The sequence below is a fragment of the Mesorhizobium sp. B2-5-13 genome, from assembly GCF_006440535.1.
Lineage (GTDB): Bacteria > Pseudomonadota > Alphaproteobacteria > Rhizobiales > Rhizobiaceae > Mesorhizobium > Mesorhizobium salmacidum.
Window position 1 is genome coordinate 231,200 of record NZ_VFUI01000001.1, and the last position, 16,087, is coordinate 247,286.

11 protein-coding genes are annotated in these 16,087 nt (G+C 57.1%); 4 read left to right on the top strand and 7 right to left on the bottom strand.

Features of this window, described 5'->3' with window-relative positions; translation table 11 throughout:
* Nucleotides 1–961: 961 nt before the first annotated feature.
* The 6 genes from FJ434_RS01235 to FJ434_RS01260 all read right to left on the bottom strand — a co-directional run bounded on the left by FJ434_RS01235 (nucleotide 962) and on the right by FJ434_RS01260 (nucleotide 8,547).
* Nucleotides 962–2,119, bottom strand: a complete 1,158-nt coding sequence (locus FJ434_RS01235) for a hypothetical protein (RefSeq protein WP_140750199.1) — start codon at nucleotides 2,117–2,119, stop codon at nucleotides 962–964.
* A 219-nt stretch (nucleotides 2,120–2,338) separates the two neighbouring features.
* The gene (locus tag FJ434_RS01240; RefSeq protein ID WP_140750197.1) at nucleotides 2,339–3,403 is read right to left on the bottom strand and encodes a hypothetical protein; all 1,065 of its coding nucleotides are present in this window, start codon (nucleotides 3,401–3,403) and stop codon (nucleotides 2,339–2,341) included.
* Nucleotides 3,400–4,449 carry an adenylosuccinate synthetase gene (locus FJ434_RS01245; RefSeq protein ID WP_140750196.1) on the bottom strand — a complete coding sequence of 350 codons (1,050 nt, stop codon included), beginning with the start codon at nucleotides 4,447–4,449 and terminating at the stop codon, nucleotides 3,400–3,402. The genes FJ434_RS01240 and FJ434_RS01245 overlap by 4 nt, the downstream gene beginning before the upstream one ends.
* Complete coding sequence (locus tag FJ434_RS01250; protein ID WP_140750194.1) at nucleotides 4,431–6,305, bottom strand: ribonuclease H-like domain-containing protein; 1,875 nt, start codon at nucleotides 6,303–6,305, stop codon at nucleotides 4,431–4,433. Before FJ434_RS01250 ends, FJ434_RS01245 begins: the two co-directional genes overlap by 19 nt.
* A gap of 542 nt (nucleotides 6,306–6,847) precedes the next feature.
* The gene (gene rlmJ / locus FJ434_RS01255; protein ID WP_140750192.1) at nucleotides 6,848–7,672 is read right to left on the bottom strand and encodes a 23S rRNA (adenine(2030)-N(6))-methyltransferase RlmJ; all 825 of its coding nucleotides are present in this window, start codon (nucleotides 7,670–7,672) and stop codon (nucleotides 6,848–6,850) included.
* Nucleotides 7,673–7,851: 179 nt separating this feature from the next.
* On the bottom strand, nucleotides 7,852–8,547 hold the full coding sequence (locus tag FJ434_RS01260) for an HD domain-containing protein (protein ID WP_140750190.1): 696 nt from the start codon (nucleotides 8,545–8,547) through the stop codon (nucleotides 7,852–7,854).
* A gap of 242 nt (nucleotides 8,548–8,789) precedes the next feature.
* Here FJ434_RS01260 and FJ434_RS01265 point away from each other — a divergent pair, with 242 nt between their 5' ends.
* Genes FJ434_RS01265 through FJ434_RS01280 form a run of 4 tightly spaced genes read left to right on the top strand, consistent with a single transcriptional unit; the run spans nucleotide 8,790 to nucleotide 15,466 of the window.
* Nucleotides 8,790–11,528, top strand: coding sequence for a DEAD/DEAH box helicase family protein (locus FJ434_RS01265; RefSeq protein WP_140750188.1), 2,739 nt, complete (start codon nucleotides 8,790–8,792; stop codon nucleotides 11,526–11,528).
* Nucleotides 11,528–13,054, top strand: a complete 1,527-nt coding sequence (locus tag FJ434_RS01270; protein WP_140750186.1) for a restriction endonuclease subunit S — start codon at nucleotides 11,528–11,530, stop codon at nucleotides 13,052–13,054. Before FJ434_RS01265 ends, FJ434_RS01270 begins: the two co-directional genes overlap by 1 nt.
* A 1-nt stretch (nucleotide 13,055) precedes the next feature.
* Nucleotides 13,056–14,015, top strand: coding sequence for a toll/interleukin-1 receptor domain-containing protein (locus tag FJ434_RS01275; RefSeq protein ID WP_181166002.1), 960 nt, complete (start codon nucleotides 13,056–13,058; stop codon nucleotides 14,013–14,015).
* Nucleotides 14,012–15,466: a class I SAM-dependent DNA methyltransferase gene (locus FJ434_RS01280; protein WP_140750182.1), complete on the top strand. Its 1,455-nt coding sequence runs from the start codon at nucleotides 14,012–14,014 to the stop codon at nucleotides 15,464–15,466. The genes FJ434_RS01275 and FJ434_RS01280 overlap by 4 nt, the downstream gene beginning before the upstream one ends.
* Nucleotides 15,467–15,657: 191 nt before the next feature.
* Here FJ434_RS01280 and FJ434_RS01285 read toward each other — a convergent pair whose 3' ends face one another.
* On the bottom strand, nucleotides 15,658–16,086 hold the full coding sequence (locus tag FJ434_RS01285; protein WP_140750180.1) for a hypothetical protein: 429 nt from the start codon (nucleotides 16,084–16,086) through the stop codon (nucleotides 15,658–15,660).
* Nucleotide 16,087: the final 1 nt, after the last annotated feature.

A 16,087-nucleotide genomic window follows, 5' to 3' on the forward strand; every position in this document is an offset into this window, starting at 1 on the left:
CCGCAGAACGGCAAACGCGCGAGGCGGCCCGGATTATCGTGATAAGGAGCTGCGTAAATCGCACCGAAAGTGGTATGTCCGCTTGCGTCAGGGAGGGCGAACTTGGCGCCCGTAAGATCGTAAAGATCAATCTGTGATCTGTGATCCAAGATCAGCCGCTTTGATGGACTCGCCGCCCGGACTACTGGATAGTGCCCAACGCCCAAGGAGCTTGGGACCTTCCGATCCAGTTCGGCATTGATGATTTTGGCATTCAGTAGCCTAGACGCGTGGCGCGTGAAGACGGACCTTGTGATCTTTCCACCTTTCGCAGAACGAGCGGGTACGCTCCACGATCTCGGCATCCGGATTGACCACAAAGAAAGTACGACAGCTGTAAGCCGTAGCCCTCACCGCAATCGCTGGCATCGCAAGAGCCCGTAACCAACTATCCACCTCGGCGTCATGCCCGCCTTTGAACCGACTATTGTGGTGGTAAATTACCACGCACCGCCCCGCGCTTAATGCACGTGCCTCTGAGAGAGGCATCTGCTTACCGAAGCCTGTGGCTTTCCGACGCCAAGCCTCATCGCCAACTAACCCGTTGTCTGGATCCGCGAAGACGAGGTCGCACTGATTCAAGTGTTCAAGAGTCGTTTCAAACCAGTGCCTCCGCCGAGCGCTCCGTTCAGGAGCTGTCAGTCCGGTCGGGACAGGTTCAGCGACAAAGCACGCCTTGCTATCGAAGGCCCTTTGAATGGTCTGCACTGACCTTTCGTAATGAACTACTTCCCGCAGAAGGTCGAACAGCGCGGGATCGAGATTTCGCCAAACCGCAGGCATGGAGAGATAGGCAGTGTGCCTCCCGTCAGAATTGTGGCCTTCATTAGGATACAAGTACCACAATATGCCAAGTCGCCGATTAGGGGCGAGAGTACGCAATAGCCCAATTTTAATATAGTCCCCTATATCCCCAGCGTATCTATTTTGCATCTTGAAGGGGAGGCGCTGTGTTTTGCATTGGCGGCGGATTCTGCCCTTTCCGATACCCTTCAATTTCACGCCGCAGAGAAGCTATTTCAAGCTCGCTCTTGCGCAACCGGTCCAGCATCTCTTCGTGTATCGCGCGCAATGTTTCGAGACGCTCTTCTTGAGAACCGTTCGCACTCCGAAGGTCGGTTACGATCGATCCAACTTGCGCCACATTGCTTGATACCGCATTTATATCGTTCCGAAGCCCGAAATAGAACGTGGCCCAAAGTGTCACAAGTGCAACGGCCGCAACCAATGCTCCAAGCCAACCAATCCGATTAAATAAATCTTTTGTCTGCTTTGCCTCCATCTGCGCAGCTAGCGCGTTCTCGGTGGCTTTATTACTGGCATCCAGCGCTTCATTAGACGCCTTATTAGCCCTATGCGCTTCATCCGTAGCTATGGACACCATCTTGGGTATTGAGCTTCGAATCCCGATGCTGGGCTTTCCTTCAATTAGAGGCTTCGCAGCCTTCCTAAGGAACTCTTCGATTTCCCAATGTTCGGAATGTTTCTCGCCATCAGCTAGAGTGACCCGACCAAGCTTTGAGTCTGAGGTGGTCTTGGTGAACTCCACCCAAATCAACCCCTCCTTGATGGGAATCTCGTAGGGCTCATTGGTTAAATTGTGCAGCGGAATGCACAGCTTCCCCCAGTATCCAGGATCCACAAGGGGGCCAGTCCCGAGTAAAAGCCCTCGATGCACGTGCCTTATCTGCAAGTTGAAACGAAGACCAATATATCTCGGGAGCCTAAAATCCAGGTCGCATTCTACAAAAACTATCGAATTCGCCGGAATCAGTAATGGCATGTCCGGCACTAGAACTGGAATCAACTCGTTACTATTTTGATCGAAGACGTAGGCCTTGCTTCCAATTCTCCCCTCATAAGATGCTTTCTTGAGGCGAGCCTTGCGCCCCCCTCCCGTATAGAACGGAGATATGATCCCAATCTCTTGAATATACTTTTCGATATGCTCCGCAGATAGCAACGATGGAGCGATGTCTGACGCGAAGGGGTCAGGCTTCTTCAAAAATGACGCAGCCCTCTTGGCAGCTTCCACTGTCGACAAAGCAAGTATTTCTGGATCTTTCCCTTCAGCTGTCAAGTCGGAATCCTCGCTGGCTCTACTACCTCCAATGTGGAGAATCCGAGCCAATCAATCCTGCGGTTAATAGATCGCTCGACCTCCTCACGGAATGATAAGAGGCTTCGAATGCTATACTAGAAAGGTCCGCCCGGTCCGCGCCAACATGCCCGAGCAGGGATAGCTTGAGATGGTCGCCGATATCGCCAGCGTATCTATGCTGCAAGATGGACTACCCTATCAAAGTTTCTTATCCGACGGACGTTCCGGCGAGCCTTGGTTGCGCAACACTTTACGAAGGCTTGCGCTTTCGATTTCCAGCGCTTCGATCCGCGTTTCGAGATCCGATCTGGTCGCTTTGACCCTGGTCTGCAGGTCCTCAATTTGACCCCTTACCTGAGAAATGTCTTTCCCAAAGCCGGAGGCTGCTTTTACTGGCTCGCCTCCCTGTGACAAAAGCAAATTGTAGGCAGACTGCATAAAACTACGGTTCGAGTAGATCTCGCTCATAAATATGATGCCGAAAGTAATTATCAAAGATAAGGCTCCAACCGCGCCAACGCCCTGAACCCATCTCACGCCTTTTAAGGCTTTGGTCGCCTTTTTCTCTACTCGTTCGACGAAAGGTTTGATCGAACTACGAATAGCGACTTCACGATCTAGATAGCCGTCATAGGCAGCCTTGTGAAGCCATTGCAAGCCGTCTGATATTTCCTTATATTTTGGATAGTATCCATACTGGAGTTTTCGATCTTGATTGTATGTTGTTCGGGTAAATTCGAGCCATATAAAGCCATCGTCTTCATGGATGTAATAGTCTTCGGAAGTCAGATTGTGCAGCGGTATCAATAGACGGCCGCGAAATCCGGGATCAACGAGCGGACCGGTGCCGAGAAGGAGTCCGCGGTGCACATGCTTGATCTGTAAATTAAAGCGAGCAGCTATGTATCTCGGTAGCCTGAATGTGACCCTGCTCTCCACGAAAACAATCTCGTTGGCTGGAACCCTAAGCCAGCCATCCTTCAACGGGATCCGCTGAATCCCCTTCCGGTCGTAAATGTACGCGTTCTTGCCAATACGGTCCTCATAAGATGCGTGCTTTAGCTTCTCCGGAGTCGCATGAAACGGTGAGATCATCGCGGTCTTTTCGACGTACCCGACTATGTCCTCCGCCGATAGCAAGGAAGGTGGGACTCTACCCCGCGTCTTGTGAAATGGGTCGTGATCAAACACGTCTTTTGCGATTTGATCTGCTTCTTCGTCGGTCCAGCTGAAAAGCTTGGGCTCAGGCGTAGAACTGGTCATCTTGAGAACGCCACTTGAGGTCTCTCGACGATCGAGAGGGGGTCAAAGCCGAACCAGTCGATCTTTTGATTGATCGCCGTCTCCACCTCAGAGACGAAGCGACGGACTCGACTCGTCGGCTGGTCGAGATCCTGTACAGGTCCAACGTAGTCCATGTGGTTGAGCACGATTCGATGCGGCGCATTTGCGCGGATGGCCCTTCGCACAAGTTCTCCATCGAACTCGCCAACCCGCCGCAGCTTCCTAGTAACAGTCGTATATTCCTTGAGATCGTCCATGCGGAGAGACCGTTCCCTTATCTTCTCCCAGGTGGTCTCTCCAGCCAGAGGACCCGAATCGCCAGCGACCCTTATCGGAAAGCTTCGAATGACCAGTGTAATGTCGTCAACGTGTCGAGGGCTGACGCCGGCTTCCGCCAGAGCTGCGGCAGCCGTTGTGGAGCGGGCCGTCGCCTTCGGCCAATAGCCTCCATCGAGCAGTGATAGGCCAAACCCCTGCGAGCCCTCAACAACGATCCTGCGATCGAGCAGGAGTCCGTTATGCAGCACAGTTGTCGTATCGCGCAAAAACGGTTGGAGTAACCCATGGTCCCGAGCGTGTAGAGCCTTGACGGGGAAATTTCCCGCCTCTCGGGCTACGGACGCCATAACGGCCGTGCCAACTCCGGACCCCGTCGAACCAATTGTTGAAATCAGTCCTGCGTTCGTCTCCCAAGCTTTGTGCTGCTCCGTGATGACGTTGGCGAAGTGACTGATGAATATTCGTTCCGCAGGATAGGCAAGATCCGCGATCTCTCGCAATAGAATCTCTACATCCAAATACGATCCGGCAGGAAAAACAACATCGACATTGCGATCAATGCACGCGGCAGGCATCTGCCGAAGAGCCCATTTTTTCCCATTGCGATCATATGCGGTATGGCCTGAGTTCGGCCCGCCAACGCGGACGACGGTTACCGGGCCACGGGTGCGCCGGACGATCTCGAGCGCGACCTTTCCTTTGCCTTCAGATCCAAATTGGCCACCTACTACGATGGAGACTGGCATGTCTTATCCCTCAACTCCGCAGCCAATTTCATAGCCCACGGACCTATGTCCTCCATATGCCCCTCATTCAAGAACACTCGATGCGCCAGGGAACGCATGGATTCCACCTGCCCCTCAACTTCGGAGCCAGCTACTGCATCGAAATCACCTTCGACAGCCCGTTTGTTGTATCTCTTGCGGCGCATGTTCTCGTCAGCGTCAATATAGACGTGGACATAGCTTCCGCCAGCACGCTCTGCAAGGAACGCATGGTCTTCAGGAAAACGGAGCCCGTCTACGACAACGGCTGAGGCCTCGACACGGGAGAGTGTTCGCTCAGCTAGCCAGCGCTGTTTGCCTGTGCGATTTATTTCGTTGCCCAGTGCCTGTCGATTACTCCTGTCCAGAGGCTGACCTCGAGCCCTCAACTCGTCATCGATTACGAGGCTGAAACGCGTGTACGCGAAACCTAGTTTTTCAAAAGCCCGTGCGACAGTCGTCTTTCCAGCGGCGATTGGACCACTAATGCCGATAATGGTGGGATGGGCCTTGCCATCAAGCTTTGGAATGATCAATGGCGGCTCCTCGGAGGTTCCCATGGCTTCTACGAGACCAGCCCAATGAAACGAGCCTACCAGCGCCGAAGTGATCGCGTCGAGCTCATCATGAGACGCGACAGTTAAATCGCTGATCACACCAAAATCGGCGAGACCCAGCTTCAACCATTCGACACCGGCTCCCTTTCTGGGAATACGCATGATGTCCTGCGCGGCGCCAGGATAGCTTTCAATAACCGGAACTCCAAGGTTCCTAAAAGATTCCGCTAGTCGGATTCCTCGCGCGGTCAGTTTCTGCATACTCGGCAACAGGCACGGATATACGTTAACGCCGCGCCTCTTCAGCTCCCGTTCGCATTCCCGCATGATTCCAAAGCGCTCTCGCCCGGGGTCGGCATCGTCGACGCTTGTTCGCCCAGCCGGAAGGCACAGTGGGGAGTCTATGGATACAAGGTCAGGTTTACTGCTCATCGTGTGCCGGAGGATCTCTTCGTCAGTGAAGACCGTCTTGAAAGACGCCTTCTTTCCTTCGAGCAAGCACCAGCCGGACCCTCGGGCCTCGGAACCCGTAAGATCAATTCCAACGATGCGGGCGCCTTCTGCCGGGCTACCTCCGAGGAGCTGATCAAAATCAGGAGCGGACGACAACTCGGTTCTGGCAGCCCCGAATTGCGGAATGTCGATCCATCCAGATGGCGCCGCCCATGTCTCAAAGGCCGCGCGTTTCAGGAACAGGTCCGGCTCGATCTGAAGTCTGTCGATGACGTGATCAAAAATAGCACCCATGGCAGCAATGTCGGCCCGGTTGTACCGGACGAGGGTTTCCAACGCAGCGACGTCGCCGCGGAGGTAGCGATGCCAGAGCAGGACGGCAGCGAAGCCATCGACATTCGCAATTTCGCCACGTAGCGCAAGCCCTAGCTCTCTCTCAATCGCCTTTTGCCCCCCTGTGAGACCTACTCGGCGGCAGAGGTACATCAGGTCGATGTGATGCGGTGGCAGTGCGACATCCGGAAATTCCTGCCGGATGAACCTTTGGTCAAACCGAATACCGTTAAAGGTGACAAGGGCAAGCGCATCCATGGCGTCTTCGCGCAACCGTTGATGGCTTTCCCCCTTGATCATGGTGGAAGCTCGGCCACCGACGGACCACCCGATGACGGTGATCTCGTCATAGTGATGGCTCAGCCCGGTTGTCTCTATGTCAAGAAATAGCACGCGCTCCGGGAATTGGCTGCAGAGGGCCAGTTGCTCCTTAAGGCGCAAAGGCAAGGCCGGCCGGCGCTTACTTGCATTGGTTCTCGGCGTGCGAGCGAGCATCACTTGGTGTCCCTGACAGCCCACGCGAATGTAGTCGCATGGTGGTTGAAAGGCGCCATTTGAGGGCTCTCGTGATCGGACTTCGCATGTGCGACTAGGCTCCCAGTTGGCCTGATGGCTGGCACCCGCATCCTCCGATTGTTTCCCCGCTTTAGGCTACCTCTATCAGGTCCTTTTGGCGATAATTGGCGATTCGTTATACAAAGGATATTCGATACGGTCGTGACATGCACGGTGACCCATGAAGCGAAAGAAGTCGGAATACGTGGTTGGGAAGTACGACGTGACGATTGAGTCGATTGTCGACGATGTGTCGCGCCTTCACGACTACGGGTTCAGCCGCTCTACCTGGTATCGAGGTGCGAACTTGATGGTGCGTCTTGGGTCCGATCGTGCGCTTGAACTCATGGATGCAAAGGCGGACCGGGCGCTCTCTCGGGGGGATCTCGCAATGTGCCATAAATGGCGAGATCTAATGGGGGTGATCCACGCGATCGAGTCTGACGAACCTCAACCGACGGACAGGGTTCATTAAGGTCGAGCTAACAGCCCGGCACCAGTTCTACCGACCAGGAACTGTGCTTGCCACCCAAAAGCACGGCGAGTTCCTTGCAGAGGCGCCGGAGCCTGTCGTCGATTCTCCAAGGAGGATTGCAGATAATCAGGCCGCTACCCGCCAATGTTACGCCGTCACGCCGATACGGACAGAATTCTGTGCGTAAGACGCTATTAAACCCCGCTGCAGTTGCGGCGGCGGCGATACAGTCGCCTAAGACGGCATCTTTGATGGGGTACCAAATTGCGTAAATCCCAGTTGCCCATCTGCGATTTCCAGCTTGAAGCGCAGCCGCGATCTGATCCGGTTCGTCCTTCCGCTCAAATGGGGGATCTATGAAGACCAATCCCCGACGTTCCCGGGGCGGTAGCATCGCCCCTATTGCTTCGTAACCATCTCGCTGATGGACAGAAACGCGACGGTCCTTGCGGTATCGCTCCTTCAGCAGCGATCCGTCCTCCGGATGCAGCTCACACACGTTAAGGCGGTCCTTCTCCCGCAATGATTGTCTGACTAGCTCCGGTGAGCCGGGGTAGATCCTCAGGGACTGTGCATTGAGGGATTCGAGAGTTTTCAGGTACCTGGGTGCCGATGAAAGGGTTCTGCCGAAAACCCTATTCACGCCCGCATCACGCTCGTTGGTTCGCATAGCTTCATCTGAACACAGGTCGTAGATACCTATACCCCCGTGAGTATCAAGCACGGCGAATGGGGTGGGTTTCTGCAATAGGTGTTCAAGAATGAGCGTCAAGGCGGCATGCTTGAAGACTTCGGTGTGGTTGCCAGCGTGGAACGCGTGTCGATAGTTCATTCCTTTTCGATGCCTTTCCCTCGCATGAGCCGCAGACTACTCCAAGTGGTCTTAGATCGAATGGCGGCTTTTATAGAAGGTCGGAACGAACCGATCTGGCGGGATCACGCCAACGTTGGTTTCATCTGTCTAGCACCGCCAACGAAGAATGGAACAGCGAACTCGGGGAATGTTGACCGTCAGATTGCAGCAAAGCCTCGATGCGAAACGATCCCCGCCTCTTTCCGAAATTCCTCCACGAAACGAAGCATCTTGTCGTGACGGATTCGAGCCAGCTGCACCCCAGTGACCGTTTTGAAACCCGAAGCAAGACTCAAGAGCTTTGTGTGGAAGTGGTCGAGCGCATATCGGCTGTCATCATATGGTCGGCCTTTCGCGTCCGGGTCGGACAGGTCATAGAAGGCTTGCCCCAGTCGGCCACTGACATAAAAGCAGCGAGCAACGCCTATAGCACCTATTGCATCCAGTCTGTCGGCATCCTGAAGAATTCGCGCTTCTAGCGATCTCGGCTCTATTCGTGCTGAGAAGCTGTGCGCCTCAATCGCATGCCCCACCGCTTCGATTTGATGAGGTTCCCAGTGTTGATCAAGCAGCAGGCTGTGTGCACGTGTCGCCGCTAGGCAGGATGCCTGCGAGCGGAGTGGGGAATTCTTCTCGACGGAAACGCAATCGTGAAGAAGACAAGCAGCAATAAGAACGTCGAGGTTCCCGCCCTCCTCAGCCTGAATCACCTGCACATTTCCCCAAACTCGAAGGATATGCGCGAGATCATGCGAGCCGTCGCTATCATTGCTCAGTTTCGGCAAGAGAGAGGCAGCAAGCGAGCCATAAGGGGAAAAAGCGTCCCGAATCGAATTGATAACCGAGCTCTGCATTTCGACAAGATGCTTTGCCTCGATGTTTCAGGCAATGGTCCAGCGTCCGGAAGAGGTCGACTCCGGCCGATGCGGAAAGGTCGGCCTCTGACATACCTTCCGGAGGTCTCCTTCCAACACAATCGAGATTTCCACGCCTCCCTCCTGGGAGGGAGTCTTCAAACTTGTCGTCTGCAACCTGCAACAGCAAGCCGTGTTTTATCAGGCTTTCGCCGAACGGTTGCACATCATAGTGTGCGCAAATGAACGAGGGGGCTTTCCATCCGGAAGACAAGGCGCGATCCCACATTGATCGGCGTCTGTTGTTGTGCGGGTGGGTGGTGCAGACCCGCGCCGAGATGAACCTGGGAGCGGGCCTTGGCGTCGCCGTCCGGGAATTCCAGACCGCTAGCGGTCCCGTCGATTATGCCCTGTTCGTAGGACGAATCCTGTGCGGCGTCGTGGAAGCCAAGCCTGAAGGATCAACGCTTTCAGGTTTCGCCGAGCAGGCGGCGCGTTACATGGCGGGCGCGCCAAGCCATCTGGTGCGGTCGGATGGACAGGTACGTTTCGAGTATGTTGCCTCCTCCTCGGAAACGATCTTCAGGGACCACGCCGATCCGGATTCCACATCACGCATCGTGTTCTCGTTCCACCGTCCGGAGACACTTGAACGCTGGATCAAGGATACCACGACACTTCGTGCCCGGCTGCAGTCAATGCCACGGGTCGATCCAACTGGGTTGCGTGCCTGCCAAGTAGACGCTGTAGCTGCTCTTGAGCAGTCGCTGGCGGTGAACAAGCCGCGGGCGCTCGTCCAGATGGCCACGGGCGCCGGGAAGACATTCACTGCCTGCACGTTGAGCTATCGGCTGCTGGCGCATTCCGGCTTCCGGCGCATCCTGTTCCTGGCGGACCGAGCGAACCTTGTCCGCCAGACTCGTGACGAGTTTCTCGCTTACCGCCCGCCGGGAACAGGCAGATCCTTCTCAGAGATCTACAACGTCCAGAAACTCGGCGCGGCGGGGCTGGACAAGGATTCACAAGTGGTGGTCGCGACTATTCAGCGCGTCTACTCAGTGCTGACCGGCAAGGAGCTTGCCGAAGAGGACGAGGAGATTTCGTCATTCGAGCAGTCCGGCCCATCGACTGAACGGCTGATCAGCTACAATCCCTCGATCCCGATCGAGAGCTTCGACCTGGTCATCACCGACGAATGCCACCGGTCGATCTATGGCACGTGGCGGCAAGTGCTCGAATACTTCGATGCCTTCACGGTCGGCCTCACCGCGACCCCCTCCCTTCACACGCTCGGCTTCTTTAACAAAAACCTCGTGGCTCAATATCCCTACGAGCGGTCGGTGGTCGACGGCGTCAATGTTGGCTTCGAAATCTTCCGCATACGGACGGAAATCGGCGAACGCGGCTCGACCGTGAAGGCGGGCTATGACCTTCCGGTTCGCGATAAGCGAACGCGAGCCGAGCGCTACGAGACCCTGTCGGAAGATTTTGCCTACACGCCGGACCAGATCGACCACACTGTCCTGGTTCCGAACCAGATCCGCACGGTTCTCGAATCCTTTCGCGACACCCTCTTCACCGAGCTGTTCCCCGGCCGCCGCGAGGTTCCGAAAACACTGATCTTCGCCAAGGACGACCACCACGCAGAGGAGATCGTTGGGCTGGTGCGGGAGGTGTTCGGCAAGGGGAACGATTTCGCGAAGAAGATCACCTACAAGACCGACGGCGCCGATCCCGAACAGCTGATCCGTGCCTTCCGCAACGACTACAACCCGCGCATCGCGGTCACCGTCGACATGATCGCCACGGGAACAGACATCAAACCCATCGAGGCGCTAATCTTCCTGCGCGATGTCCGCTCGGAGCTTTATTTCGAGCAGATGAAGGGACGTGGCGCGCGCACGATTTCCCCGGAGAAACTGCGTGAAGTAACCCCCGACGCTGATGCTAAGACGCGCTTCGTGTTGGTAGATGCCGTCGGCGTTTCCGAGAGCCTGAAGACGGTGTCGCAGCCTCTCGAGCGTGACCGGGTCATAGGATTTGATCGCCTGATCGACGAGATCGCTGCCGGACGGCGGGACGACGACGCCTTCGCAACCCTTGCGGCCCGTCTGGCCGCTCTCGACAGAAGGATTGGCGACAAGGATCGCGCCGCAATCGCCAAGGCCACCGGCGGCGTGGATCTTGCGGGCCTGGCCGCGCGCCTGCTCGATGCCGTCGACCCGGATGCGCTTGCAGCCCGAGTGGGCCAGGACGCGCCGGAACTAGAGCAGCGCGAGGCGCGGGAGGCGGCCAAGGATAAGGCAGTGGAGATATTCGACGACCCGACGCTGCGCAAGCTGCTGAAGGACGTGAAGGCCGCGGCGGATATCCGGATAGACACGATTTCCACGGACGCCGTGGTGTCTTCGGGGTGGGATGAGAAACGCGCCACCGACACGGTCGAAAGGTTTCGACGGTTCCTGGACGAACGGCACGACGAACTTGCCGCCCTCCAAATCCTCTACCGTCTCCCCTATGCGCGGAAGCGGCTGACCTACGAGGCCGTAGACGATTTGCGCGAAGCGCTGAAGCGGCCGCCATGGTTGCTGGAGCCGGTCGACATCTGGCGCGCCTACAAGCGCATCGCCGCCGACAAGGTGCGCGGCAATCCTGCCGGGACTCTGGCCGACATCGTCATGCTCGTCCGCTACGCGCTCGGGCAGAATGATTCCTTGGAACCCCTCCCCTCCGTGACCGCCGGACGGTTCAATCTCTGGCTTGGGCGTGAGGAGAAAGCTGGGCGGGTCTACTCCGAGGAGCAGAGGGCATGGTTGGCTGCCATCCGCGATCACCTCGCCGTGAACATCGAAATCCGGCCCGAGGACATGACGGACGCGCCCGAGTTTGCCGCCAGGGGTGGAATCGTGCGAGCGCGGGGCCTGTTTGGCGCTAGGCTGCCAGACGTGCTCGATGAACTGACGGAAGTGCTGGTGGCATAATGGAGGCAGTGACGGCGTGGGGGGAATGGCAGGAACCCGTCGAGGGACCCTGGGAACTGCCGGAGGGGTGGGTCTGGGCGCCGCTTGAAGCGGTTGCACTAGTAAACCCTCCAACTGCGTTCCAAGGTACCCCGGACAAAGAAGAACTCGCTTTCGTTCCGATGGCGGCCGTCTCGGAAGAGACTGGCCGCATTGCTTTGGATCAGCGACGGCCCGCGAAAGATGTCGCGAAAGGGTATGTTCGCTTTATGGAGGGAGACGTGATCTTCGCCAAGATCACGCCTTGCATGGAGAACGGAAAAGTCGCGCCAGTTTCGGGACTACCGAGCCAATTCGGCGCAGGCTCGACCGAATTCCACGTGCTGCGTCCGAAATCCATCGGTCAACGCTATCTCTGGTACTGGCTAGTTAGCCGTCGATTCCGTCAACAGGCTCAGCGACATATGAGCGGCTCCGCGGGCCAGCTTCGCGTGCCTGTTGACTACCTCCGTCGTTCCCTGATGCCTGTTCCTCCGCTTCCAGAGCAACGACGCATCGTCACCCGTATCGACGAATTATTCGCGGAGATCGCGGAAGGGGAAGTAGCGCTGGCGGATGCCCACGATGGGCTCGAATCCTTCCGCCGCGCCCTGCTCAAGTCAGCCGTGACCGGAGAGCTGACGGCAAATTGGCGTGCCGCCAACGCTGTCGCCGAAACTGGCCACGGCCTCCTCGCCCGCATCAATGCTGAACGCGCGGCCATGTCTGGGAAAGCGCGAGGACGCCGCTCGGTCAATGCCGGTCCAATTGACAAGAGTATTCTGCCAGCGCTTCCGGCAGGCTGGACTTGGGCAACTATCGGAGACCTGACAGAGTTCGTTACAAGCGGTTCGCGGGGTTGGAAGGAGTTCTACGCTGATACTGGGGCAATATTTGTCCGCGCCCAAAACATCAATTCCGGCAAGCTCGACCTCACTGACGCAGCCTTCGTCCAGCTTCCCGAAAAGGCGGAGGGCCTGCGAACGCTGATCAAGCGGGACGACGTCCTCGTGACCATCACCGGTGCCAATGTCACGGTGAGCGCGAGAGTCAACCAAGACTTGCCTGAGGCCTATGTAAACCAGCATATCGCTCTCCTGCGTCTATTGGTGGCAGAGACCTCGGAATTCGTACTTCTCTGGCTTCAGGCCGAAGGAGCAGGAAAGTCACAGCTCATCTCGGCGGCCTACGGTGCTGGTAAACCGGGTCTGAATCTTGACAACATCCGCGAGGTAATGGTGGCTTTGCCATCTCCCGCCGAGGCAACCGAAATCATCCGCCGCGTCCATGACGCCCTTTCAGCTTATTCCGATACAGTCGCCGTCCTCGACGCCGAAGCCGCAGACGCAACGCATTTGAAACAATCCATCCTGAAGGCTGGCTTCGAAGGGCGTCTTGTGCCACAGGATCCAGACGACGAGCCGGCGACGGCAATGCTCGCGCGTCTCGCGTCCACTCAACCCGCCGCCGCCCGCAAATCCCGCGGCCGGCCTCGGAAAGGCGCCTGATTTGGCAACGGCATTCATATCCTACACGCATCGCGACGAAGCCTTCAGACAGGAACTTGAGACGCACCTCTCCCCGCTACGCCGCCAAGGATTGCTGTCGGTCTGGCATGACCGCCGGATCACTCCAGGCGATCATCTCGACGACACCATTTCGGAACATCTCGAAGGCGCAGACCTGATCCTCATGCTGATCAGCGCCGACTTTGTCGCGTCCGAATATTGCTATGCCCGGGAGATGACTCGAGCGCTCGAACGCCACCAGGCAAAGAAAGCCCGAGCGGTATCAATCATCTGCCGACCGTGCCACTTTGAGGGGCTGCCTTTTTCTCGCTTTCTGTTGCTGCCAACCGACGCCAAGGCGGTTTCCCTTTGGCCCGATCGCGATGCTGCATGGGTCGATGTCGTTAAAGGCATCAGGTCGGCGCTCGGGACGTCGGTAGCCTTGGAGACAACCCAGGAACCAGAGCCCGCCCCTAAAGAACCTCCCCAAATCCCGACGCCTCGTCGATCGGGCATCCGATTGCCGAGGACGTTTACCGACCTCGACAAGCACGATTTTCTTGAAACCTCCTTCGAACGCATTTGGGCTATGTTCGAGGTAAATGCGGCCGAGCTGGAAGCCGAGAACTCGCAAATCACCGTCCGGCGCGTCCGTATAGACGCGCAGTCCTTCGCCGTTCGCATATTTCTGAATGGATCGGAGGTAGCCGGAGGATCCGTATATCACGGTGGCGGGCATTTCGGTCGAGACCAGATCTGCTTCAGCACCGACACCTCGGCGCCTCGCAACTCCATGAATGAATGGTTTGGCGTCGAGGTCACGGACGAGGGACTGATGCTGAAATCCGGCGGCATGCTGCGCATGATGGACGGCAGCCGCGAGGAGCCTGTCGACGCTGACAGGGCTGCCGAGATGCTCTGGGAACATTTGCTCGACAGGATCAAGGCGAGGATTCGATGAACGCTCAAACCCTCGTCGCAAAGGTCTGGAATTTCGCGCATGTGCTGCGTGACCAGGGAGTTTCCTACCAAGCCTATATCAGCCAGATCTCCTATCTGCTGTTCCTCAAGATGGACGAGGAGCGAGTGACGCAGATCGGCGAGGCGTCCATGCTTCCGGATGGCGCGCGCTGGTCCGACATCAAGGATCTCACCGGCGAGGCGCTATCGCTGCACTATACGCGCCTTCTCGAAACGCTGTCGAAGCAGGGCGGCATAATCGGCGCCATCTTCCTGAAGGCCCAGAACGAAATCCAGGATCCCGCCAAATTGCGGCGCCTGGTTGGGCTCATCGACAGTGAGGTTTGGCTTGGCCTGCCGGTCGACGTTAAAGGCGACATCTACGAGGGACTCCTCGCACGCAATGCCGAGGACGTGAAATCCGGCGCGGGGCAGTACTTCACGCCGCGCTCCGTAATCGAGGCGATGGTCGAGGTCGTCGATCCGCAACCAGATCAGACGGTCCATGATCCCGCTTGCGGCACGGCAGGATTCCTGCTGGCCGCCTGGGAACATATGAAGGAAAACCCGAAGGCCCGTGACCGCGCAGTCTATTCGGCATTGAAGAACAAGTTTTCCGGCGTCGACATCGTCCCGGAGGTCGTTCGCCTGGCGGCGATGAACCTCTATCTGCATGGTATTATCGGCGTCGATTCCATCGTGGAGGCAAAGGATGCGCTGCTCGGCGCTGGCGGCAAGAGCTACGACATCGTCCTGACGAACCCGCCCTTTGGCAGGAAGCAAAGCTACCGGATCGTCCGCGATGACGGTGAGATCGACAGCGAACGCGAGGACTACGATCGCCAGGACTTCTTCGTTACGACGTCGAACAAGCAGCTGAATTTTCTCCAGCACATCATGACGGTGCTCGCGCCTGAGGGCGAAGCCGCGGTCGTGCTTCCGGACAATGTCCTATTTGAGAGTGGAGCCGGCGAGACCATCCGGCGACGGCTGTTGCGGAACTTCGATTTCCACACGCTGCTGCGCCTGCCGACGGGCATTTTCTACAAGCAGGGGGTGAAGGCAAACGTGCTGTTCTTCGACAAGAAGCCGCCCTCGGAGACGGCCGCAACGAAGGACCTCTGGATCTACGATCTCCGCACGAACAAACGCTTCACGTTGAAAGAGCGGCCCATGACAAAGGGCGACCTCTTGGACTTCATCGAATCCTACAGAAGCGGGCGCCGACGAGAGCGGGAGGAAGCCGAGCGCTTCCGTCGCTTCCCCTTGGAAACCCTGCTCGCCCGCGACAAGGTCAACCTCGACATCTTCTGGCTGAAGGACGATACGCTCGACGACCCAGACCTATTGCCGCCGCCGGACGAGGTTGCGGCGGAAATCGTCGAAAGCCTTCAGACGGCGATTGATCGGTTTCGCGGCGTGGCGGCGGCGCTAGGCGGCACACAGACCTGATCGCCACACTTGATCGATAGCCTCTCAATAGGGCATCTCCAGTTCGGCAGGAGAAATGCCACGGCCAACTGATCGAGTTCGACCAGGTTGATCGAGCCCACCTAATCGTGAGGTCTGTCACCTCGGACGTGAAGCCGCGAAGTCGTCGAATCCGATGCCTTGGCAGTCTGAATCCCAACGAATGCTAGCCATCAAATGCTCGTCCGATCTATCGGCGGCAGAGGACGTTCCAACTCTTCGAGTGTGATGCCCCTGACAACGGCGTTTCGCATCATGATGATCTGCCGTTCTTCATAGTGCGCCAGTTTGGCCTCGAGTTTGCTGATAGCAGTCTCTTTCTCTTCAGCCTGCCGCTTTAGAATTACAACCTCTGGATCCCGAACGGGCTTCGGGCCGTTCCTGAGGTCGACCTTCCGAGTCCGGTAGGCATCGCCGATATCTTCGTGGTTTGAAAGACCTTGGCGGGTCCACTCACTGCGTTCGCTCTGAGCAATGGCTTCGACCAATGCTTCCCACGTCAACGGTGAGGACGGCCAAGAGCGGATCAAAGCACATATGCGCTCAACTGCTTCACCGTCAATTCGTTTGCGCGGATTCTTCTTTTGCGGGCGCTTTCTCACG

Bases quoted from the DNA above. Each gene is read 5' to 3' on its own strand.
- FJ434_RS01265 (WP_140750188.1), top strand. From the start codon at position 8,790: ATGAACGAGGGGGCTTTCCATCCGGAAGACAAGGCGCGATCCCACATT.
- FJ434_RS01280 (WP_140750182.1), top strand. From the start codon at position 14,012: ATGAACGCTCAAACCCTCGTCGCAAAGGTCTGGAATTTCGCGCATGTG.
- FJ434_RS01270 (WP_140750186.1), top strand. From the start codon at position 11,528: ATGGAGGCAGTGACGGCGTGGGGGGAATGGCAGGAACCCGTCGAGGGA.
- FJ434_RS01245 (WP_140750196.1), bottom strand. From the start codon at position 4,449: ATGCCAGTCTCCATCGTAGTAGGTGGCCAATTTGGATCTGAAGGCAAA.
- FJ434_RS01240 (WP_140750197.1), bottom strand. From the start codon at position 3,403: ATGACCAGTTCTACGCCTGAGCCCAAGCTTTTCAGCTGGACCGACGAA.
- rlmJ (WP_140750192.1), bottom strand. From the start codon at position 7,672: ATGAACTATCGACACGCGTTCCACGCTGGCAACCACACCGAAGTCTTC.
- FJ434_RS01260 (WP_140750190.1), bottom strand. From the start codon at position 8,547: ATGCAGAGCTCGGTTATCAATTCGATTCGGGACGCTTTTTCCCCTTAT.
- FJ434_RS01250 (WP_140750194.1), bottom strand. From the start codon at position 6,305: ATGCTCGCTCGCACGCCGAGAACCAATGCAAGTAAGCGCCGGCCGGCC.